This is a genomic window from Pyramidobacter sp. CG50-2, from assembly GCF_003612005.1.
GTDB lineage: Bacteria > Synergistota > Synergistia > Synergistales > Dethiosulfovibrionaceae > Pyramidobacter.
In genome coordinates this window covers 1-21935 of sequence record NZ_RAWT01000044.1, presented here as the reverse complement: position 1 = coordinate 21935, position 21935 = coordinate 1, and the positions used below count along the sequence as shown (strand labels likewise).

Genomic DNA, 21935 nt, shown 5'->3' with positions numbered 1-21935 from the left:
TGCCGGCGGCGTTGCTGACGGTGAAGCCGCCTTTGAGGGCGTTGATGTCAGTGGTGTGTCCGGTGACGGTGGGGTTGGTGTTCACCTGGGTGTTCACCTGGGCGTTGATCTGGCTGTTCAGCTTGGTCTGGTCGAGGGTGAAGTTCAGCCCGGCGGCGTTCACCACCGGTTTGATGTAAGCGTCTCCCTTGACCACCAGCGGGGTGCTGACGTCGATGACTTTGGAGCCGGGCGTCGGGGTCTGGCTGTCCTTGATGGTCCAGGTGGCGGCGCGCTTCAGCTGCGCCACGTTGACGGCGTCATCGTTGTCGGTCCCGGCCGCCACGCCGGTGATCTGGCGGGTAATGTTACCGGCCAGGTTGCCCACGGCGACGGCGTTGCGCGTGGAGATCCACGCCGCACCGCTCTGCCCGGCCCCCAGAAACGCCGCTTTCCCGGCGGCGGTATCCGCCATCGCCCCGCTGCCGAGGGCGACGGAATCGGCCCGCACGGCGCGCGCCCCCACGCCTACGGCGAAGGAATTCACCGCCGCGGTTTCGACGATGCCTCCCGACGCCGCCAGGGAGTTTATAGCCTTCGCCTGCGAACTTGAACCCATCGCGGTGGAATAGTTGCCCTCGGCAAGGGTATTGCTCCCCATCGCGGTGGAAGCGGCGCCAGTGGCGCGGGTCACGTTCCCCATCGCGATGGAAGCGTAGCCGGCGGTTTGGGCTTTGTACCCCATCGCGACGGAAGAACCTCCCTTGGCTTCGCTCTCAACCCCCATTGCGGTGGAAACGTTGCCGATGGCTTTGGACTTGCTCCCCATCGCGGTGGAAGACTCGCCCTCGGCACTGGTTTCGTTCCCCATCGCGGTGGCATAGCCGCCCTTGGCAACCGTTTTGAACCCGAGCGCGACGGAAATTTCGCCGGTGCTCTCGGCTTCTCTCCCTATCGCGATGGAACCTTCGTTGGTCGCTTTGGTATTCGTACCTATCGCATAGGAACTGTTGCCTTCGGCGCGGGCCACAAGCCCGAGAGCGAAGGAATTTTGCCCTTTGGCGTAGGACGACTGCCCCATTGCGATAGCGTTGACGCCGATCGCTTCGGCGCCCGCCCCTATCGCGGCAAGAGCGTGCAAGCCCACAGAAGGAGAGCCATTCGGGCCGATCTTCAGCTTTCCTCCCTCGACCCAGTCGACCCAGGCGCCGAAAGCGCTTCCCGTTCCCCCCAGCGCCAACGCCAGAAGCAGCGCCGCCGCCTTCCGCACGGCGGGCGGTCTGCTCCGCTGCATAAACTTTCCCATCATCGTATACGACCTCCTCTGAAATCTTCCCAACGCACCGGGCGCCGTTTCGCTTTTTCCGCGTCTTTCGACGCGCGCTGCGCTCCATGCCGGCATACAACACGCCATCATAAGAGTGTTCACAAACATATCATACCCCCCCCCGTGTAAAGATAACGAGTTGTTTGTGTTTATACTTTACCCCGAGTAAACAAAAGCCGCGACGCTTTCAAACGCCTGCGGCCGGCTCGGAATTCCCCGCGCAAAGAACGGAGACACGAAGGGGAAAAGTCGAAATATTCTTCAACATTTTTCAGCGCTTTTTGACAAAAATACGCGAAAAAAATTTATTCAGCCCGCTTTTGCGGCCGGCGTCGCAGTCTTTTATGAATTTATCTACAATCACGACGGGGACGCCCGTACAAAAAGGCGCTTGACCTGAAGCGGACTTTCAGTGTTAAATTATTCGAGGTTTTCGGCCGGGCAGGTTCCGGTCGCCATAGACGATCAAAAGTGACGGAGGTTCTCTGTGCGCATCATCATCGCAGTTTCAGGCGTTATTTTCCTGTACGAGGCGTTCAGCATGATCTGGCCGCTGCGGCTGCCTCTCTGGGGCAAGCTGGCCGCCGCGGCGCTGCTGCTGGCGGGGGCTTTCAAGAATTCCATCTACCAGCGGCTGGGCGGCGGCATGTTCTTCGCCCCCGATCTGCCGCGCTGGGTCATGATCGCGGGCTCGCTGCTCTACAATCTGCTGATCGTGGCGCTGTTTCTGCTGCTGGTCAAGGACGCGGTCTGGCTGCTGTGGAAGCTCTGCGCCCGCCGCCCGTTCCCCGCCGCGGGGGCCTCGCTGCTCGCCCTCGTCTTCGCCGCGGCGCTGACCGCTTACGGCACGTGGGAGGCGATCCGCGTGCCGGACGTCGCCGAGCGTCCCGTGACGATCCGCGGCCTGGCGCCCGAGTTCGAGGGGCTCAGGGTGGCGCTGCTCGTCGACCTTCACGCCAGCGCGCTGAACCGCCGCCCGCTGATCCAGGCCATCGTCGACAGAACGATGGCGCTCAAGCCCGACCTGATCCTGATGCCCGGCGATTTCGTCGACGGGCTGGTCAGCCAGCGCAGGGAGGATCTGGAGCCGCTGGCGCAGCTGAAAGCGCCGCTGGGCGTTTTCGGCTCGTCGGGCAACCACGAATATTACTCGGGCTTCGACGCCTGGATGAAGCAGCTGCGCAAATTCGGCGTCACGATGCTGGAAAACGAACACCGCGTACTGGCCCGCGGCGAAGGGCGGCTGGTGCTGGCCGGAGTGCCCGACCAACAGGGGGCGCGCATGGGCCGCGCCGCGCCCGATCCGGACAAAGCGCTGGCCGGCGCGCCTCGGGGCGTCCCCGTCATCCTCATGGCCCACCGCCCCGAAGCGGCGCGCGAAAACGCGGCCCGCGGCGTGGCGCTGCAGGTATCCGGGCACACGCATGGCGGCATGATGCCGGGGCTCGACCGGCTCGTCGCCCGGTTCAACGGCGGTTTCGTCAAGGGCTGGTACGACGTCGGCGGCATGAAACTGTTCAACAGTCCCGGCACTTCGCTTTGGAACGGTTTCCCGCTGCGGCTCATGGATCCCGCCGAAATCACGCTGCTCACGCTCCGCGCCGCGCCGTGATCCTGCGGCAAAAAACCCGTGATCCTGCGGCAAAAAACAAAGAAGCGCGCTTCCGCGGTCGAAACGATCGCGAAAACGCGCTTCTTTTTCGTCTCTCTGACTCTCTTCGCCGATCGAAAAAAATCGTTCGGCTTTTTCGTTGAAAACCGGCTTCTCTCAGCAACTACGATGCCAGACTCTCAAGCGCGCAGATCAGATCGCCGAGGCGGTTGAGCTGCGCGCGCCGGAACGACCGGATCATCAGCCGCGCGCGCTCCGTGCGCGGAGAGGCGTCCCGCGCCAGGGCCAGCCCCGGCAGCCAATCGAGCGGCAGGGCCCAATCCTGCTGCGGCGCGTCCTTGAAGGCGTAGAGCGCGCGATTCAAAAGCCGCGTGGCGCGCAGGGGCTCCATCCGCGGCAGCGGCAGTCCTTTCAGCCGCGCGCGCAGGTCTTCCGTGTCTTCGTAACGGGGCAGCTCCCGTTCCAGCGCCGCGGTCAGGGCCGGCACGTCGAAGGGGAATCTTTTCGGCGACGCCAGGCGGCTCAGCGCCAGCGCGTAAAGCCGCGCGTCCTGCTTCATGACGCCGGGATCGACGTGTTCCATCACGTCCTCTTCGGTGTGCCACCACCAGCTCATGAAGCCGTTCGCCGTGCCGTCCGGCGAACCGTCAGGCAGCGTCGAGCTCCAGCTCATGCAGCTGGAAACGCCGATATTCTTGAACGACAGGTCCCAGCCCGTCACGAAGCCGCCGGGGCGCAGTTTTTGGCCGGTCACGTCGGCCACGACGGAAGCGTACAGACCGCGCAGGTCCGGCCCCGAAGAGCCGCGCGCGAAGTCGTCCGCGCCGCGCAGCCCCGGCATGTCGGCGTTGCACAGCGCCAGGCAGCGGCGCCGCAGCGAATCGAAATTATCCGCGGCGAAGGCCGACGAGCCGGCGTAGCGTCCGTTCGAGTGTCCCGACCACCAGCAGATCTTGATCCCCCGCGCCAGGGGGCGTGCGGCGAAAAGTCCGGCCATGGCGAGCGCGACGGCGTTGCCGGTGGCGTTGTCGCAGGCGCCGTAATGCCACGAATCCAGATGGTTGCCCAGCAGCACGTACTCTTCGCTTTCGCCGGGCAGGTCGGCTTCGAGCACGGGGATCTCGCGAACTCCGTTCTCCACGCGCGTTTCGAGTTCGAGAACCGCATCTCCGGCGCAGGCGCGGCGGATCAAGGCCTCGCCTGCGCCGCGCGGCATGACCGCGACCGGCAGCGCGGGATAAAGCGAACTTTCCCACGGGTCGGGCTGTCCCCAGATAAAATTGACGTTGCCCTCGTGGATCAGCGTTTCGTCGCCCTGTTCCCAAACGCAGACCAGCGCCGCCGCGCCGCGGTCCTGAGCGTCCATGGCCGCGACCGGCGACGCGGTGCGCGCGACGACGATCTTTCCCAGCAGGTCGCGCTCGCGCGGGGCGCCGCGCGCGGCCAGAAGGTCGAGCGGATTGTGCAGCAGCTCCGTCTTTTCGACGAAGACCGGCGTCCCCCGCACGGGCTCGCGCGTCGAAGCGCAGAAGCTCCACGTCTTGCACGGCAGGCGGCGCTCGCTCCCGTCCGCATCGAGCAGCGTCAGCCGCGCCGAGACGGGGTCGCTGAGCCAGGCGGGATAACGATGCAGCGTCCACTTCACGCCGGCGCGGCTGAGGCGGTCGGCGACAAATTCCGCCGCCTTCGCCTCGCCCTCGCGCCCCGACCTGCGGTCGAAAGAGGCGATCGTTTCGACGTCCTTCCAGACGCGGCCGTGGTCGATCGCGCCAAGCAGACCTTTCTCCGCCGCCGTCAGCATTTCGCCGCCGGCAGAGGGGCTTTCAGGAACTCCTCGACGAAATCGCCCAGGTAGCGCACCGTGCCCTCGAAGATCTCGCGCCCCCACGCCGCGTCGGCTTTGGCGCAGCTGTCGTCGCCGCCGCCGAAGGTGCCGGTCTTGGTGAACGCCGCCGTCGAGCGGATAATCTTCACCGTCGCGCCCTTGAAGGTGATGGCGTTGCCGTACGTGCTTTTCAGCTCCGGCGTCAGCGAGCGGATCTCCTCGGGGACGAAGTTCTTTTCCTTGCGCACCCAGTCGGGGCGCAGCGCCATCATCACCGCCGCCTCCTGCCCGCCGCCGTGCCCGCCGCCCCAGCGCGGATCCAGCTCGCGGGCGATCGTCCACCAGTCCAGGATCGCGCCCAGGCCGCCGCGCCCGTAGATCCGCAAACACGCCGCCTCCAGCGCCGGATCGTTGCCGCCGTGGCCGTTGAGAAAGACGAAACGGCGCACGCCGGCGTCCATCAGATGCACGGCGACGCTCGTCATCACCGACTGCAGCGCCGCCGTGCCGATGTCGATCGTGCCGCAGAACTCCGTGTGATAAGGGCACACGCCGTAGGGCATCGTCGGCAGCACGACCAGACGGTCGGCATAACGCGCCTCGAGCCGCCGCGCCATCTCTTCCGGGATCGTGAAGTCGGTGCCCAGCGGGCCGATCGAGCCGTGCTGCTCGGTGCTTCCCAGCGGGACCAGCGCCAGCAGCTCGTCGGAAGCCGTTTCGTGGAACTCGTGCCACGTCATCGAAGCCAGATACATTTTCAATCCCTCCCGCACTTCCCGAACAAAAGCAAAGAGAGATCCCGCCGCGCGCCGGGCGGCTGCGGCGGGGACCTCCGTCATGACTGGGCGAGCCCTAGGCGAAATGGCGCTTCAGCGTCTCGTCCGAAGCCCTGCGGGTCGCCAAGCTGACGACGATCATGACGATCATCGCGTACGCCCAGCAGACCATCAGCGGGTTGAAGCCGAAGGCCCAGCCGGGATGCTTGAGCGTCATCAGCACGAACAGCGCCTCGCCCACCGCCACGCCGGCGAAAGCGCCCGCACGGGTCGCGCCCTTCCAGTAGAGCCCGAGCAGCACCGGCGCCGTCCAGATCCCCAGACCGCCGAAAGCGAACAGGATCAGCTTGAAGATCGTCGCGGGACGCGAAACGCCGAAGCAGATGGCGATCACGCCGATGATCACCGTGACGTAGCGCGACATACGCAGGATCTGGCCGTCGGTCGCCCGCGGGTTGACGCGCCTCTGGTAAATGTCGCGGGTGATCGCGCCCGTGGCGGAGATCAGCAGCGAATCGATCGTCGACATGCCGGCCGCCATGATGCCCGTGATCAGCAGCGAGGAAATGACGGGCGAAAGGCTCTTCTGCAGCAGCAGAGGCACGATGAAGTCGATATCCTTGCCCTGCAGCCCGGGAATGGAAACGATGCCGTTGACGCCCGACCACTCGATCAGCGTCGCGGCGATCCACATGCCCAGCGTGCCGAGAATCGTAGCCTTGAACATGACCTTATAGTTTTTCATGGCGAAGAACTTCGTCACCAGCGTCGGCTGCGAGATCGAGAAAAAGCTCCACAGCACGATCATCGACACGTAGTTCGCCCAGCCGTAAGCCCCGCCAACGCCGGGATGCGACATGTACGCAGGATTGAGCTCGAGCAGCTTGGCCGAAATCGCCTCGAAGCCTCCGCCCAACCTGATCGACACCACAAACGTGACGATCGCCGTGGCCAGCATCAGACCGCCCTGGATCACGTCGGTCAGCATGGCGCCGCGGATGCCGCCGCTCATGCAGTAAAGGATGACGACGATCCCCATGCCGACGATGCCCACCCACTCGGGCGCGCCCGTGTACACGCGCAGGATCACGCCGGCGCCGATCGTCTGCGCGCCCATCATCGGGATCATGAAAATGATCATCAGCAGCGCCTGGAACGTGCGCAGGCCGTTGGACTCGAAACGGTCGCCCAGATAATCGGCCAGCGTCAAGAATCCCTGCGTGTGCCCGAGCTTGATGAGCTTGCGCCCCACCAGCAGCGCCGGGATGATCATGGAAAACACCAGCCCCGGCACGGAAATGGACAGCCCCGCGAAGCCGACCTTATAGCAGGTCGCCGGACAGCCCATGAACGTGCTCATGCTGTACTGCGTGGCGAAATAGGCGAAGCCGCTGACGATGGCGCCGGCTTTGCCGCTCATGACGAAGAAGTCCTTCAGCGTGGTGGTGTTCTTCGCCGAAAAGTACCCGATGCCCGCCATCAGCACGAAATAAAAAGCGAGAACTCCGTAAAACACCGACGGGATCGGCTTGAGCATTGTCCCTACGTCCATGATGAACTACTCTCCTTTCCGTTCTTCGTCAAATTCGTGGTACTCGGGACGGCGCATGGCCTGTACATAAAAAACGACGATCAGGACCATCGTGATCGCCGTGTGGACCGTCCAGCCCACGATGAAACCGGGCAGCCCGTAAATCACGGGGATGTACCGGGTCGCGTAAAAGAACGGGAACGGGACCATGATGATGAAGAACAGAAAACCGAAAACCAGCGCCCATTTTTTTTCGAAACTGTTGCTGAAAATATCCATCCAAGCCGCTCCTTTCAAGAAAAATGCCTCTGCCGTACCTCCGCCGCCGACCCTAAAGATCCCGCGTCTCCTTTCCGGGCCTGAAAACAGCGCGCGCCGCAAAATGGCGTCGTAAACAAAAAAATAAATGTATCCAAAAAGCCCTCGGCTTGAGTATAATAATTTTCCCTGAGCGTGTCAATGGATCCATTTTTCCGAACGGCGCATGGACGCTTGATATCTCTTTCACGATCCGTTTCAGGAGCGGCCGTTTCATCAAGAAACGACGGCCCGGCGGGCGTCTGAAAAACTTTCAGAGCCCGCCGAACCGTTATCGTTTTGTGTACAATGATTCGCTTAAAGCTGCGTCAGCAGTTCCTCGACGGTCTTCTTGCCGAACATCGGCTGGCCGTCGTTGACGACGTAGCAGGGAACGCTCATGACGTTGTACTTTTCGCGCAGTTCCGGGAAGTGGTTGAGATCGTAGACGTCGACGGAGACGCGCGGATTCAGCGAAGCGATGCGCTGCGCCGCGGTCACCAGCTCCGGGCACATCGTGCAGGTCAGGCTGACCATGATCGTCATATGCACGTCGCGATCGAGTTTTTCGATCAGGGTTTTGGTCCGGTCGTCGATGCGCTGTCCGGGGCCGGCGAGGTTGTACAGGCCGAGCACGAACGAGGTGAACTCGTGCCCGCCGGGAACGCCGTGGAACGCGATCCCCGCCTCGCGGCCGTCGGCGCGGCACACTCTGACGCAAGGGGCGCCGTCGCCCGCCGTGGCGGATTTTTCCACGGTCAATTTGTCCGTCAAGGCCGCCAGCGCGTCCATGTAATTCTCCAGTTCGCGCGAAACGGGCCGCTCGTCCAAGGACAGGCGCAGGGTCAGCGGCGACTCCATCTTGGCGAACAGCGCGTCCAGCTGCTGAACCATATCGGCGCTGAAGAGGCCGTCGCCTTGGGGCGCCGTCGCCGGCGCACTTTCGCCGCGCCCGGAATCGGCGGGCCGATGCGCGGCTGCGCGCCTGTGGGGAACTTCGGGCTTCAGACCGGTCTTCTTCTGCATGGCCGCGCAGTACTTTTCAAGCTCGGTGGCCGCCAGCGCGCCGTCGCCGACGGCCGTGACGACCTGACGCAGGTTTTTGATGCAAACGTCGCCGGCGGCGTAGACGCCGTCTACCGAGGTCTTCTGCTGCCGGTCGGTGATCACGTAACCGCGCTCGTCCAGATCGACGATGCCCCTGAAAAGCTCCGTGCTCGGCGAGTAGCCGGCGAAGACGAAGACGCCGAAAGTATCGCCGTTCTCCGGCTCGAAGACCGTGCGCTCGCCGGTCTTGCCGTTGACGTAGACCAGGCGGCGCAGCACGGAATCGCCCGAGACGCTTTCCACCAAGGTGTTGGTGAGCACGGTGATCTTCTCGTTCCGCCGCGCCTCGTCGGCCGCCGACTTGGCGCAGGAAAAATCGTCCTTGCGGATCAGCACGGTGACGTGCGAGGCGTACTTGGTCAGGAAAACGCTCTCCTCCGCCGCCGCGAAACCGCCGCCGACGACGAAGACGGGCTTGCCGGTGAAGAACTCGCCGTCGCAGGTGGCGCAGTAGGCGACGCCGTGCCCGCGGAAATCCAGCTCGCCCTCGAAGCCGACCGTGCGCGGATGCGCGCCCGTGGCGACGAGCAGCCCGAAACATTCGAAGACGCCGCGGCTGGTCACGACCCGGCGCACGTCGCCATCGACCTCGACGGCCGTCACCTCGGCGAGCAGGAACTCCGCGCCGAAATTTTCCGCCTGGCGGCGCATCTTTTCCGTCAGCTCCGCGCCGCTGGCACGCTCGACGCCCGGATAGTTGACGACTTCGGACGTGATCGTGATCTGTCCGCCGAACTTTTCCTTCTCCACGACCAGCACGCGGTAGCAGGCCCGCGCCAGATAAAGAGCGGCGGTCAGTCCAGCCGGACCGCCGCCGATAACGATGACGTCGTAGAGATTTTCGCCCGCGCTCACTTACAGCGCTCCGACGAGGTCGAGGCTCGGCTTCAGAGTCTCCGCGCCCGGCTTCCACTTGGCGGGGCAAACCTGGTCGCCGTGCTCGGCGACGAACTGGCAGGCCTGCAGCTTGCGCAGCAGCTCGTCGGCGTTACGGCCGACGTTGCCGGAATTGACTTCGTAGGCGACGATCTTGCCCTCGGGATTGACGATGAACGTGCCCCGCTCGGCGATGCCAGCCTCCTCGATGAGGACGTCGAAGTCCTTCGCCAGCGCGTGGGTCGGATCGGCCAGCATCGGATAGGTCAGCTTGGAAATCTTCTCGGAGTGATCGTGCCACGCCTTGTGCACGAAATGGGTGTCGCAGGACACGGAGTAGATCTCGCAGCCGGCGGCCTTGAACTTCGCGTAATTGTTTTCCAGATCTTCGAGTTCGGTCGGGCAGACGAAGGTGAAATCCGCGGGATAGAAGAAGAACACGCTCCACGTGCCGAGGATGTCGGCCTTGGTCACGGTCTTGAACTCGTTGTTCTGATAAGCGGAAACCTTGAAATCGGAAACTTCCTTGTTGATAAGAGACATCTTGAATGACCCCCTTGATGTTTTTGGATTAGCATTAATTAACCCTGACTAAAAATATCATATTTCTACGCAATGTCAAGAGGGGGATCAGCAAAAAAACGATTTTTTACGATCCCGCGGCGACAAAGGGAGCCGTCTCGAATCACAGATCTTTCTCCTTGACCGCGGGGCCGACGTACTGATCCATCACGAGCGCCAGATAGAGATTGAGACAGGTGCGGAAATCTTTCAGGTTCAAGCCCGACTCCTTGTCGAGCTTGTCGAGGCGGTAGATCAACGTGTTGCGGTGCACGTGCATGCGCCGCGCCGCTTCGACCAGCGAAAAGCCGCTTTCGCACCATTCGCGGATGGTCTCGCGCATCTGTTCCCAGTCGGGATAGCGGCGGAAAGCGCCCGTCACGGCCTGGACGAAGCGGGTGCGCACGGGCGAATCGATCGTGGTGATCACGTCTTCGAGGCGGTAATCGGCGATGTTGTAGACGCCCGGCTGCTGACGGAATTTCTTGCCGAGGAACAGGGCTTTCCACGCTTCCTGATAGCTGACCGCCAGCGCGGAAATGCCCAGCGCCGGCGAACCGATGCCGATGGCGGCCTTGAGATCGAAGGCTTCGATGGCCTGCAGGATCTTGCGCGCGCGCGCCGCGGCTTCGTCGGCCATGGAATTCCCGTGCTCCGTCTTCTCGCCGCCGGCCGCGAAAAGGATCACGAAACGGTTGTTGCCGAGCATGGCCGAAAGGTCGCGCGGCTCGGCGAAGAGCTTGCGGATCGAAGCGAGCACGGCTTTCTTCACGTTGAGGATGCGCGTTTCGGCGTTCTCGCTCTGGCGGCGCATCTGCTCGCGCACCTGCAGGGCGAAGCGGCCGAACTGGTACAGGTCGACGGCGATGGGAATGTAATGCCAGGTGCGGTCGTAACCGTATTCGGACGCGCGCGACAGCAGCAGCGCCTCGTTGCTGACGCCGGGGACGAAGGAGCCGATGTCCTGGACGAGATTCTGCAGCGTGCTCTCGCGATTGACCGAGTAGGCGTACAATTCGCGCTCGCGCAGCAGCAGTTCGACCTGCTGCTTCACGATCGCGGCGAAGGGAACGACTTTTTCGGGCTCGCCGGCGATCGCCACCGTGCCGGCGATCTGCCCGTTCATGCTCCGGACCGGCGCGGTGACGCCGGGCAGCGTGCCTCTGAGCTGCTGCGCCTGCCTTTCGCCGGTACGAGCGTTCTGTCCGCTGGCGACGACGGATAGCGATGCCTCGTGAAACTGTTCGAGGCGGTCCGTGTTGCTGGAACCGACGATAACGCCTTCCGCATCGGTGATGATCACGTCGAAATTGATGGCCGAGGCGACGGCGGCGGCGATTTCCTGGGCGCATTTGCGCAGCAGGATGTTTCCCTCAGAGTTCTGTTCATACATTTTTCTCACCTTGTGCTTAAAGTATAAATACAGTTAATATTTAGCCATAAATTTTATATTTTTGCAATAGCATATTGAGTGATATTTCACGAACAATCCTCCGAAGTTGTCAGCCAAGGTCCGCTTATGCCTTCTTTGACCGAATGAAAAACGGGAAACGTGTCGCGGCGCATGGAACATTTCCCGTCCGAATGTGTTAAGATGTACTCTATTGACTCGTTCATCGGCAAATTTTTATTCTTCGAAGGCGAAAGGATTTGATCTAAAAATGGCAGAAAATGCGCTTGAAGTGCTTCGCGCGCGCGGCTTCATCGACTGGACCACGGACGACGCCGGCGTCAGGGAATTGTTCGACACAGGCATGGTCACGGCTTACGTGGGCTTCGACCCCACCGCGGACAGTCTGCACGTCGGCCATCTGATCCCGCTGATGGGCTTGGCCTGGCTGCAGCGGCTCGGGCACCGGCCCATCGTGCTGGCCGGCGGCGGCACGGGCATGATCGGCGACCCGTCCATGAAGAGCGCGGAGCGCAATCTGCTGACGATGGATCAGATCCGCCACAACGTCGAAGGCGTCAAGAAGCAACTCATGCACTTCGTCAGCTTCGACTGCGGCAAGAACTCCGCGCTGCTGGTCAACAACTACGACTGGCTGAGTTCCATGAACTTCCTCGAGTTCCTGCGCGATGTGGGCAAGTTCTTCACGATCAACAAGATGATCGCCAAGGAACACGTCAGGAGCCGCATCGAGGACCCGACCAAGAGCCTGTCCTTCACCGAATTCGCCTACACGCTGCTGCAGTCCTACGACTTCTACCATCTCTACACGACTTACGGCTGCCGCCTGCAGCTGGGCGGCAACGACCAGCAGGGCAACATCACCAGCGGCATCGACTTCATCCGCAAGCACGAAGAGGGCGCGGCGGTGTACGGCGGCACCAATCCGCTGCTGCTGACTTCCGCCGGGCACAAGTTTGGCAAGACCGAGGGCGGCGCCGTCTGGCTCGATCCGGCCAAGACCTCGCCCTACCAGTTCTATCAGTTCTGGGTCAACAGCGAAGACGCCACGATCGCCAAGACGCTGCGCTATTTCACGTTCCTGCCGCTCGACGAGATCGACGCGCTGGTCGCACGCCACATGCAGTCGCCCGAGAAACGCGAAGCGCAGCGCGTGCTGGCCTACGAGATCACCAGGCTCGTCCACGGCGAAAACGTGGCGACCAACGTCCGGCACGCCAGCGAGATCCTCTTCGGCGGCGCTTACACGCCCGAAGATCTGACGGAAGAAATGCTCCACACGCTGGCGGCCGAGACGCCCTGCGGCAAAGTCGCCTCGCTGCCCATGCCGCTCGCCGACGCGCTCGCCGAGGTGGGCGCGTGCAAGAGCAAAGGCGAAGCCAAGCGCCTGATCGCCGGCGGCGGCGTGTCCGTCAACGGCGTCCGCGCCGACGACGGCGCGCAGCTCGAGGAGAAGGACGTGCTCTGCGGCTACTCCTCGCTGATCCGCCTCGGCAAAAAGAAATATTTTATGATCGGCCGCAAATAAGATGAGCTTCGCCGTTTCGGCCGTCGAATTCCTGCGCAAAACGCTCGCCTACCCCGACTGGCGCGGACGCGCGCTCTACGGCTTGTGCCGCGGCGTTTTCGCTCTCGTGCCCATCCGCCGGCGGCTGATGCTCGACGCGCTCAAAACCTCGTTTCCCGAAAAGGACGAAGCGTGGCGCAAAAAAACGCTGCGCGGCGTGTACCGCCACTTCTCCTGGATGATCGTGGAATTCCTCGCCTGCCAGAACGATCCCTCTCTCGTCAGCAAGATGGTCGTCGAGGTGGAAGGGCGCGAATGCGCCGACGCGCAGAAAGCCTCCGGCGCCGGCTGCTTTATGCTCACCGGCCATTTCGGCAACTGGGAGATCCTCGGCGGCTGGCTGCCGCAGAACGGTTATCCCGTCCAGCCCGCCGCGCGCGACGCCGACAATCCCGAATTCGCGGCGCTGATCGAGCGCTACCGCGCCAACCTCGGCGAAACCACGCTGCGCAAGGGCGCCATGAACGTGCGCCACATGATCCGGCAGGCGCAGGCCGGTACATGGGTCGCCCTGCTCGCCGATCAGGACGCCGGGGACCGCGCCGTGCCCGTGACGTTTTTGAACCGCCGCACCACCATGGTCGAAGGCCCCGCCGCGCTGGCGCTGACGGCCAAACTGCCGCTGCTCACTGTTTACTCGCTGCGCCTGGCTCCGTTCAAATACCGCGTCGTCTTCCTGCCCGACCTCGTCGGGGATCCGCAGGAACGCAGCCGCGAGAACGTCGCCGCGCTGACGCAAAAAGCCAACGCCGTGCTCGAAGAGATGGTGCGCCTCGCCCCCGAGCAGTGGTTCTGGTTCCACCGCCGCTGGAAGACCGACCCCGACCATCCCGGCGTGAAAATGCAGTAATCCTGCGGCGAAACTTTACGACAAAAAAATAAAACAGGGCGGCTGAGCGAGAGTTTTCGTTCAGCCGCCCTGTTTGTTTTTCTTGTTCGATCCAGCCGCGCTATTTCACCTTCCAGCGGTTTTCGAGCAGCTGCAGCGCGCCCGAGGTGACGCTGGTCAGCACCAGATAGACCACGGCCACGAAGATGAACGTCTCGAACGAGGCGTAGGTGACGCTGCGCACCTGCTGGCCGACCATGGTCAGGTCGCTGATAGCGAGCACGGAGAGCAGCGACGATTCCTTGATCAGCGTCACGAACTCGTTGCCGATGGCCGGCAGCATGTGGCGGATCGCCTGCGGCAGGATGATGCTCTTCATCGTCTGCCAGTAGGACAGCCCCAGCATCTTGGCCGCTTCCCACTGCCCCTTCGACACGCCTTCGATGCCGCCGCGCACGATCTCGCCCACGTAACCGGACGAGTTGATGCCGATGCCGAGGATGCCAGCCGTGGCCGCGTCGAGGTTCACGCCCAGCGCCGGCAGGCCGAAGTAGATCAGAAACAGCTGGATCATCAGCGGCGTGCCGCGCAGCACGTAAATGTACGCCGCCATCAGGTAGCGCAGCGGCTTGAACGGCATGACGCGGAACGAGCCGATGAAGATGCCCAGCGCCGAACCGAACAGCACGCCGAGGAACGAGGCCTGAATGGTCACGCACACGCCCTTCCAGAACATGTGCAGATACGGGATCAGCACGGAAAAGTCCAGTTCCATTTACTCCGCCTCCTCTGCCACGGCCGCGCCGTAATGGGAAAGCACGCGCTGCAGGAACGCGCGCGTGCGCTCCTTCTGCGGGCGCACGAAGATGTCGTCCGGCGCGCCCTGCTCGACGATGTGCCCGTCGGCCATGAAGATGACGCGGTCCGACACTTCCTTGGCGAAGAGCATCTCGTGCGTGATGATCATCATCGTCATGCCGCTTCTGGCCAGGTCGGCGATGACGTTGAGCACGTCGCCGACCAGCTCGGGATCGAGCGCCGAAGTCGGCTCGTCGAAGAGCATCACCTTCGGATCCATAGCCAGCGCTCGGGCGATGGCCACGCGCTGCTGCTGGCCGCCGGAAAGCTGCGCCGGGAACGCTTCGATCTTATCGCCGAGACCGACGCGTTCCAGAAGCTCCCGGGCGGTCTTTTCCGCCTCGGCGCGGGATTTGCCGCGCACTTTCATCGGCGCGATCGCCACGTTCTCCAACACGCTCAGGTGCGGGAACAGGTTGAACTGCTGAAAGATCATGCCCAGCAGCTCCGACTCCCTGGCGTTGGACATCTTCTCGCCGTCCATGCGGTGGCCGTAAACGTAGATCTCGCCGGAATCGATCCTCTCCAGACGGGCGATACAGCGCGCCAAAGTGCTCTTGCCCGAGCCGCTGGGCCCGATGACCGTGATCACTTCGCCCTCGTCGACGTTCAGCGAGACGCCTTTCAGCACGTCGAGAGCGCCGAACGATTTGTGCAGGTCCTTTACTTCTATCGCGTGAGTCACATTCGCTCACCTCCATTGAAATGCGTTCATTATAAATCAACTATCAGTTTATTGCCAGATGAAAATTGTAATTTTGTTTATTTGTTTTCACAAGAGAGGGATCGCCGCTCGAAGCGCCGCACAAAAAAACAGGCTGGCGCGTCGGCCAGCCTGTCTTATAATATTTTTCTACAATCCCATGACGCGAGGGAGATAGGTCGTGAAGACCGGAAACGTCACGATGATCAGCTGCACAGCCAGCGCCACGAGCACGAACGGCCAGATCCGGCGGAACATCTCGCCCAGCGGCACCTTGCCCACCGCGGCGACGATGTAGTTGCAGGCCCCTACCGGCGGCGTGATCAGAGCGATCGTCACGTTCAGCGTCATCACCACGCCGAAGTGGAAAGGGTCGATGCCGGCCTTGGCAGCCAACGGCGCGAATACCGGCGTCAGCAGCGTCATCACCGAGATCTCCTCCATGAACATGCCGATCACGAAGACGATCAGGCTGAGCACGACCATCAGCAGCCAGGGATGCCCCAGCAGCCCGGCTTCGACGACGAACTGGCTGAACGCCTGCGTGACGCGCTCCCACTTGAGATACCAGCCGACGACCGAGGCCGCGCCCATGATCAAAAAGATCGCGCTGGTCAGGCGCACCGTCTCGCCGACCGCCTCGGCGAAACCGCGCAGCGTCAGCCGCCGCGTCACCGTCACGCCGGCGAAAACGCAGTAGCCCGCCGCCAAAGCGCCCGACTCCGTCGGCGTGACGATCCCCGACATGATGCCGCACATGATGATGCACGGCGCCAGCAGGGCCAGAAACGAGCGGAACAGGATCCGCCACTTCTGCGCGTATACGCCCGCAAGGTCGGTCTTGGGCACGTCGTATTTGCGCACGTAGTACCAGTTCATGGCCATGTAAGCCAGACCGAGCGCGATCCCCGGCGCCACGCCGGCGGCGAAGAGCCCGCCGATGGACGTGTTGGTCATCGAGGCGTAGATGATCATGAAAATGCTGGGAGGAATAATCGGCCCGATCAGCGAGCTGCCCGCCGTGATCCCCGCCGCGTACGACGCGGGAAAGCCTTCCTTCACCATGGCGGGGATCAGGATCGAACCCAGCGCCGAGGCATCGGCCGCGGCGCTGCCGTTGACGCCGGCGAAGATCACGCTGCCGACCACGTTGACGTAACCCAGCCCGCCGCGCACCGAACCGACCGCCAGACGGCTGAAGTCGATGAGGCGGTCGGTGAGTCCGGAGCGGTTCATCAGCGTGCCCGTGAGGATAAAAAAGGGAATCGCCATCAGCGAGAAGGAATCCATGCCGCCGAAAAACTGCTGCGGGACGACGCGCAGCAGCGTCAGGTCGCCCGCGCCGAGGATGCCGAGCAGCCCCGCCATCGTCAGCGAAGCGTAGAGCGGCACGCCGAGAAGCATCAGCGCAAAAAACGCCGCCAACAGAAGGAAGCCGCTCATCGGCTTTCATCCCCGCTTTCGGAGCCGTGCCGGCACTTGCAGAGAACGACGATCATCAGCATGGCCATGCCGAGGGGCACCGCCATCAGCGGCACCGCCTTGGGCACGCCCAGCGCCATGGTCTTCATCCTCCACCCGCCCATCACGTTTTGAGCGCCGAACCAGACCATCACGCCGAGGACCGCAGCCTGGACCGCCGCCGACAGAAGACGGCAAAACGTCCTGCCGCGCGGCGGCAGCGCGTTCGCCACGAAATCGATCGACATCTGGTCGCCGTTGAGAGAAGCCGCCGCCGCGCCGATCAGCGCCATCCACACCAGCGAAAAACGCGCCAGCTCCTCCGTCCAGATAGGGGCGGCATGATAAAAATAGCGCAGCACCACGCCCATGACGATGTCGCCGATGTTGATCAGCAGCAGCACCCCGCCGAACCAGAGGCTGAGGAGCCCCACCCAACGGCTCAGCCGTTCGAGAAAATCCATGCGCTGCCGGGCCTCACTTCGCGGAGGCTTTTTCGTTGGCCGCCTTGGCGTCGCGCAGAGCCGCTTCGAGCCATTCGGCGGAGACCTTGCTCTTCAGCCACTCGATGTATGCGGGCTGGCCGATGCCGCGGAACTGCTCCATCTCCTCCGGCGTGGGCGCGTAGACCTGCATGCCCAGCTGACGGCATTTTTCCACCTGCTGGGAATCTTCGGCTTCGATGCGAGCGCGGGTGAGGCGGTTGGCCTCCTTCGCCGCTTCGAGGATGACGGCGCGCTCCTCGTCGCTGAAGCTGTCGAACAGGTCGCCGTTCATGACCAGGAATTGGTCGGAGTACTGGATGTTCGCCAGCGTCATGTACTTCTGCACTTCCGTCAGGCTGCCCAACAGCACGTAGAAGGCCGGGTTCATCTGCCCGTCGACGACGCCCGTTTTCAGCGCCATGTAGAGTTCGCCCCAGGGGATAGGCGTGCCGCTGGCGCCGAACGCCTTGAAGATCGCCACCTGGCCCTCGTCCATGCCGCGGAACTTCAGGCCGGGGAAATCGGCGGGGCTGCGGATCTCGCGCTTGGAGTTGGTGAAGGCGAGGAAGCCGCCTTCCTCCACCGCTTCGATCAGCACGCAGCCCGTGCGCTCGCGGAACAGCTTTTTCAAATTGGCCCAGTATTCGCTCTCGTCGAAGAAAACGTGCGCCGCCTCGTAGCTGTTGAACATGAACGGCACCGACGAGGGATACAGCTCCGGCAGCACCGTGCCCATGGCGGCGAACGAGGAGACGTCGGCCACCGGCTGATTCAACCCGTCCTTCATCATCAGCTCCATGCGCTGCTCTTCGCTGCCCAGCTGCTCGTCGGGGTACAGTTCGAACGTGATGTTCCCCTGCGTGCGCTCCGTGACGCGCGAAGCGAATTCCTTGACGAAGTAATGCACCACGTTGTTCTCGACGTTCGCCGGTCCGATGTGCGACATCTTCACGACCGTCGCCGCACCCGCCGCGCCGCTCAGCCCCAGCGCCAGCGCACAGGCCAGCGCTATTTTCCCGATAACGGTTCTTTTCATTATCCCATACCTCTCAGCTTGAATTTTCCAATCAAATACTTCCGACATTTTATCCCAAAGGACGCAAAAAAGACAGCGCTCCCGCAAGAAACAATCTTTCTCAAGCGCGCGCCAATCCTTCGCGGCGCTATTTCAAGTCCGCCGGGAGCGCGATCTTCTCGATCCGGTAATTTCTCCCGTCGACGCGCATCATCGCGAAGGAAAGTTCCAGGCCGAAACGCCGCCGTCCGCAGCTGCCGGGGTTCAACCACAGCACGCCGCCGCGCAGCGCCTCGCAATAGCGGTGCGAGTGTCCGAAGATCACCGCGTCCACATCGTCCAGGTCCGTCGGCACGTCGGCAAGACGGTGCGCCATGAAAAAATTCAGCCCTTCGATCCGAAAGCGCAGCGACAACGGCAGACGACGCGCCAGCTCCCAGTCGTTGTTCCCCCGCACCGCGTACAGCGGCGCCAGTTCCCCCAGCCAGTCGAGCGTGTCCTCGTCGTCGAAATCACCGGCGTGGACGATGCAGTCGCAGCGTTTCAGCCGCTCCAGTACCTGCGGGCGCAGCAGCCCGTGCGTATCGGAAATGATCGCGGCAAGCGCCGCCATGCTCTCACCTTCTCCGAAAAATCTCGTCATATTATAAAGCAAAGCGCCCGCCTTTTCGCGCCCGACCTCATCGCCGAAAGTCCGTCCTTCAGATCGAGGTAAAATTTCTATGTGCTTATCCTTGTCACGAAATTCATTTGCATTATAGCACTTCTTTAAAATTAAAATATATCACTAACACATGTTAGAAAGGAGTCCCCCATGGAAATGCAGAGCTGAATTCTTGAAACGGCTCGTCGGCGCGGCCGAGGCCGTCGCAAACCCGGAAAAGGAACTGACGGAGATCGACTCGCGCTTCGGCGACGCCGATGATGAAGATCAACGATGGCGATCTCATCGTCTTTGTTCATGCCGAGACATGGATCCCCGGGAACATCGCTATTGTCCGGCCCGATAGAAAACTGGAGTGTTCAGGAGTAAAAACGGCTGTATTCTAGGTCACAGAACAAAGATCATGCCGATATCGAGGTCAGCGAAGACAATGATTTTTCGGGAGTCAGCCGCACCGTGAGGATCATCGCCGACCGCGATCCGAAACCGGTTTTACAACAAGAAAAAAGAAAGGGCGAGGCCGCATGAAAAAGATATTGATTTTCTTCTCTGTTCTCAGTGTCATCTTCTGGCTAGTGCTTTTGCACGAGAAAAAAACTTCGCAAGAAATCGAAGAAAAATGGACAAGGATCAATAAAAATCCGGTAGTAAAAGTGTTCAATGACATGATCAATAACGCGACTCTTGCAGATCGCGAAAAGGTTGCTAATGCCGATAAACTTCTTTATAACCTATGTCATTACAAAGCAGTCTAAAGAAAATTTTAATAATATCTATGAAGTTGAGTTTTTGATAGCGTCTCTCAACGTATCACCTTGACTTTTACTATCAACAATAGTAATATCATTAATAGTAAAAAATGGAGGTGTCGCTATGTCATCAATAGATTTAGTTATACTCGGTATCGTATTGGAAAAACCGCAAAGCGCCTATGACATTCAAAAAGATGTGGAGTACCACCATTTTTCCCGTTGGACGAAAATAAGCGTGCCTTCCATTTATCGAAAGGTACTCCAGTTGAGCGAGAAAGGTTATCTGCAAAGCGATATCGTTAAAGGCGATAAGTTTGCGGATAAGGTAATCTATTCCATCACCGATAAGGGCAGAGCATATTTCAAGGAATTGATGGCTTCTTGCGCCGCTGGCTCGGTGCCCCTGTTATTCGATTTCAATGTAGTCATTACCAATCTGAACAAAATGGATAAAGCTGAAGCAATGGAGCTGCTTTCTACTTTGCGCCAGAGCATACACTCCTCCACTGAATTAATTGAGGGGTATGCTCAGGAATTTTCAGACATTCCTTTGCTGGGAAGAACGATTTTCGAGCAGCAACGGCTCCTCTATCGCGCCCTCCTGGAATGGCTGGATCACTTTGAAGGGCGGTTTTTACAAGAATGAGCGTAGGCCCTCAAAGCAGCTTAACCATCCTGTTTGAGGCTCCATTTTGGATCGCCCTATATGAAAGAACTGATAACGGCAAGTATGAGGTATGCAAAATCACTTTTGGATCAGAACCCAAAGATTATGAGGTCTATGAGTTTCTGCTGAAGTATCGGCACAAGCTGAAATTCAGCCCACCGCTCCAGGCCGAAGCAGCCATAGAACGGAAAATCAATCCCAAACGTATGCAGCGTGAAATTCATAGTCAACTGCAAGATAAGGGCATTGGCACAAAGGCGCAGCAGGCGTTAAAACTCCAGCATGAGCAATGCAAGCTGGAAAGGGAAACAAAGAGCCGAGAACGGAAAGAAGCAGAGAAAGATCGCCAGTTTGCGACACGGCAGGAAAAGAAGAAAGCCAAACATAGAGGAAGATGACATGAGGATAGAATGGATTTTATGCCCCTTTTGCGGCAATAAAACGCGATTAAAAATCCGTGATGATACAGTCCTTGAAAATTTTCCGCTGTATTGTCCCAAATGTAAACACGAAACCTTGATCGCGGTACAACAACTGAATCTATCAATTATCCAAGAGCCGGACGCACAGACGCGGAGCCGATAACACAAAGGGAAAACTCGGATGTTATCGGCTCTGTTTTCTTGATATTCTCTATGATCTGCCAAGCGGCAGAAAAAAACGCCGCAAGGCAGACGGCTTTCTGCGCTCAAAAATAGTTTCTTCACGGCGGTTCAATTCGAGCCGCCGTTTTTCTTTGCTCCGACAACTTACACGGCGGCATAGAAGGAAGATGCCGCCATGTTGCGCCGGATTCTATCCCAGCCTGATCTGACGAGAGCTAGCTGCTCAAAAAAGCCCATCCTCGTCGGCGGACAGTTTTGGCCATGAATATGAACTATACCATGTAAATAAACTTCATATTGCATACCATCGCGCCCGGCGGGGTTGCGACCCGCCGGGCGCTTTTTGTCGTTTCCTATGGCTGAGATGGCTGGCGGTTGCTTTTTCTGGATTTTTTTCAAATCAGCGACCTGACCATGGTCGACCAGCAGGTGCGCAGCGTCACCTACGCCTCGTTCGAGACGTTCATCTTCGTCGCCGTGATCTATCTGGTGCTGACCAGCGTTACCTCGGGCGCGCTGCGGCTGAACGTCATCGACACGCTGATCCTCCCGGCCCCGCTGGCCGTCAAAACGCTGGAACTCGTCAGCTGACGGCCGGACACTTCAACGCAAAATCGCCCTCAAAGCCTTTGTAATAAAGGTTTCGAGGGCGATTTTCAATCGACCTTGAATCAAGCCGAATCGTTATCATTTGGCGGCCCCGGCGCGACTCGAACGCGCGACCTACTGCTTAGGAGTTCGTCCGGAACGATGTTGTAGTGTGATGGGAAATGCCTGGGAATCCGCTCCAGTGCTGACTTTTTCGCAAGTGCGAAGTCCATCTGATACCGTCTTGTGATAACTAGGGCTTGTTTAAAAAACGTCAAAGTTGCCTAAATCGATCCAATCGCTTAAACTTTTCTCATGGAAGAGAGAAGATATGAACTGACCTCCAGCGAGTGGAATCGAACCAAGAGAATGCTGCCGCCCGAACACCCGAAATCAGGTCAACGTGGACGCCCGGCAAAATACGATAACCGCAGGATCA

Annotated in this window: 22 protein-coding genes and 1 pseudogene; 9 read left to right on the top strand and 14 right to left on the bottom strand. The window is 60.6% G+C overall.

The genetic code is table 11. The annotated features are described in order from the left end of the window. Positions 1–1288: pseudogene (locus tag D7D26_RS09245) on the bottom strand (hypothetical protein); the annotation flags it as partial. A 505-nt stretch (positions 1289–1793) separates the two neighbouring features. Here D7D26_RS09245 and D7D26_RS09240 point away from each other — a divergent pair. After that, a complete protein-coding gene (locus D7D26_RS09240; RefSeq protein ID WP_120372862.1) occupies positions 1794–2918 on the top strand; it encodes a metallophosphoesterase in 1125 nt (374 codons plus the stop codon). 163 nt (positions 2919–3081) lie between these two features. Here the strand turns inward: D7D26_RS09240 and D7D26_RS09235 are convergent, their stop codons facing one another. The 7 genes from D7D26_RS09235 to D7D26_RS09205 form a co-directional block, all read right to left on the bottom strand. Next, positions 3082–4719, bottom strand: coding sequence for a M28 family metallopeptidase (locus D7D26_RS09235; RefSeq protein WP_120372861.1), 1638 nt, complete (start codon positions 4717–4719; stop codon positions 3082–3084). Further along, positions 4713–5498: a creatininase family protein gene (locus D7D26_RS09230; protein WP_120372860.1), complete on the bottom strand. Its 786-nt coding sequence runs from the start codon at positions 5496–5498 to the stop codon at positions 4713–4715. The genes D7D26_RS09235 and D7D26_RS09230 overlap by 7 nt, the downstream gene beginning before the upstream one ends. A gap of 97 nt (positions 5499–5595) precedes the next feature. Next, positions 5596–7071, bottom strand: coding sequence for a sodium:solute symporter family protein (locus tag D7D26_RS09225; protein WP_078016504.1), 1476 nt, complete (start codon positions 7069–7071; stop codon positions 5596–5598). Positions 7072–7077: 6 nt separating this feature from the next. Next, positions 7078–7329 carry a hypothetical protein gene (locus tag D7D26_RS09220; protein ID WP_078016505.1) on the bottom strand — a complete coding sequence of 84 codons (252 nt, stop codon included), beginning with the start codon at positions 7327–7329 and terminating at the stop codon, positions 7078–7080. 336 nt (positions 7330–7665) lie between these two features. After that, on the bottom strand, positions 7666–9309 hold the full coding sequence (locus tag D7D26_RS09215; RefSeq protein WP_120372859.1) for an FAD-dependent oxidoreductase: 1644 nt from the start codon (positions 9307–9309) through the stop codon (positions 7666–7668). Continuing rightward, positions 9310–9873 carry an alkyl hydroperoxide reductase subunit C gene (ahpC, locus tag D7D26_RS09210; RefSeq protein ID WP_078016507.1) on the bottom strand — a complete coding sequence of 188 codons (564 nt, stop codon included), beginning with the start codon at positions 9871–9873 and terminating at the stop codon, positions 9310–9312. A gap of 142 nt (positions 9874–10015) precedes the next feature. Beyond that, positions 10016–11284, bottom strand: a complete 1269-nt coding sequence (locus D7D26_RS09205; protein WP_078016508.1) for a CdaR family transcriptional regulator — start codon at positions 11282–11284, stop codon at positions 10016–10018. A gap of 268 nt (positions 11285–11552) precedes the next feature. Between D7D26_RS09205 and tyrS the strand changes: the two genes are divergently transcribed. Both tyrS and D7D26_RS09195 read left to right on the top strand, forming a co-directional pair. Next, the gene (gene tyrS, locus D7D26_RS09200; protein WP_120372858.1) at positions 11553–12830 is read left to right on the top strand and encodes a tyrosine--tRNA ligase; all 1278 of its coding nucleotides are present in this window, start codon (positions 11553–11555) and stop codon (positions 12828–12830) included. Between the two features lies 1 nt (position 12831). Further along, positions 12832–13719: a lysophospholipid acyltransferase family protein gene (locus D7D26_RS09195; protein WP_120372857.1), complete on the top strand. Its 888-nt coding sequence runs from the start codon at positions 12832–12834 to the stop codon at positions 13717–13719. Positions 13720–13819: 100 nt separating this feature from the next. Here the strand turns inward: D7D26_RS09195 and D7D26_RS09190 are convergent, their stop codons facing one another. From D7D26_RS09190 to D7D26_RS09165, 6 genes are all read right to left on the bottom strand, one after another. Continuing rightward, a complete protein-coding gene (locus tag D7D26_RS09190) occupies positions 13820–14473 on the bottom strand; it encodes an amino acid ABC transporter permease (protein WP_078016511.1) in 654 nt (217 codons plus the stop codon). After that, positions 14474–15241, bottom strand: coding sequence for an amino acid ABC transporter ATP-binding protein (locus D7D26_RS09185; protein ID WP_078016512.1), 768 nt, complete (start codon positions 15239–15241; stop codon positions 14474–14476). A gap of 168 nt (positions 15242–15409) precedes the next feature. Continuing rightward, complete coding sequence (locus D7D26_RS09180) at positions 15410–16702, bottom strand: TRAP transporter large permease (protein WP_120372856.1); 1293 nt, start codon at positions 16700–16702, stop codon at positions 15410–15412. After that, on the bottom strand, positions 16699–17184 hold the full coding sequence (locus tag D7D26_RS09175; protein WP_120372855.1) for a TRAP transporter small permease: 486 nt from the start codon (positions 17182–17184) through the stop codon (positions 16699–16701). The genes D7D26_RS09180 and D7D26_RS09175 overlap by 4 nt, the downstream gene beginning before the upstream one ends. A 13-nt stretch (positions 17185–17197) precedes the next feature. Continuing rightward, a complete protein-coding gene (locus D7D26_RS09170; RefSeq protein ID WP_120372854.1) occupies positions 17198–18241 on the bottom strand; it encodes a TRAP transporter substrate-binding protein in 1044 nt (347 codons plus the stop codon). A gap of 127 nt (positions 18242–18368) precedes the next feature. Continuing rightward, a complete protein-coding gene (locus D7D26_RS09165) occupies positions 18369–18863 on the bottom strand; it encodes a metallophosphoesterase family protein (RefSeq protein WP_199674750.1) in 495 nt (164 codons plus the stop codon). Between the two features lie 278 nt (positions 18864–19141). Between D7D26_RS09165 and D7D26_RS12775 the strand changes: the two genes are divergently transcribed. From D7D26_RS12775 to D7D26_RS12645, 6 genes are all read left to right on the top strand, one after another. Then, positions 19142–19270, top strand: coding sequence for a hypothetical protein (locus D7D26_RS12775; RefSeq protein WP_255415985.1), 129 nt, complete (start codon positions 19142–19144; stop codon positions 19268–19270). Between the two features lie 138 nt (positions 19271–19408). Beyond that, positions 19409–19639, top strand: coding sequence for a hypothetical protein (locus tag D7D26_RS09160; RefSeq protein ID WP_120372853.1), 231 nt, complete (start codon positions 19409–19411; stop codon positions 19637–19639). A 118-nt stretch (positions 19640–19757) separates the two neighbouring features. Beyond that, the gene (locus tag D7D26_RS09155) at positions 19758–20282 is read left to right on the top strand and encodes a PadR family transcriptional regulator (RefSeq protein WP_120372852.1); all 525 of its coding nucleotides are present in this window, start codon (positions 19758–19760) and stop codon (positions 20280–20282) included. Continuing rightward, positions 20279–20701 carry a YjdF family protein gene (locus tag D7D26_RS09150; protein WP_120372851.1) on the top strand — a complete coding sequence of 141 codons (423 nt, stop codon included), beginning with the start codon at positions 20279–20281 and terminating at the stop codon, positions 20699–20701. Before D7D26_RS09155 ends, D7D26_RS09150 begins: the two co-directional genes overlap by 4 nt. After that, positions 20586–20888 (top strand): cysteine-rich KTR domain-containing protein, encoded by a 303-nt coding sequence (locus D7D26_RS12925; protein ID WP_446737517.1) that lies wholly within the window; start codon positions 20586–20588, stop codon positions 20886–20888. The genes D7D26_RS09150 and D7D26_RS12925 overlap by 116 nt, the downstream gene beginning before the upstream one ends. 395 nt (positions 20889–21283) lie before the next feature. After that, positions 21284–21499, top strand: a complete 216-nt coding sequence (locus D7D26_RS12645) for a hypothetical protein (protein WP_233543524.1) — start codon at positions 21284–21286, stop codon at positions 21497–21499. The last annotated feature ends 436 nt before the right edge of the window (positions 21500–21935 follow it).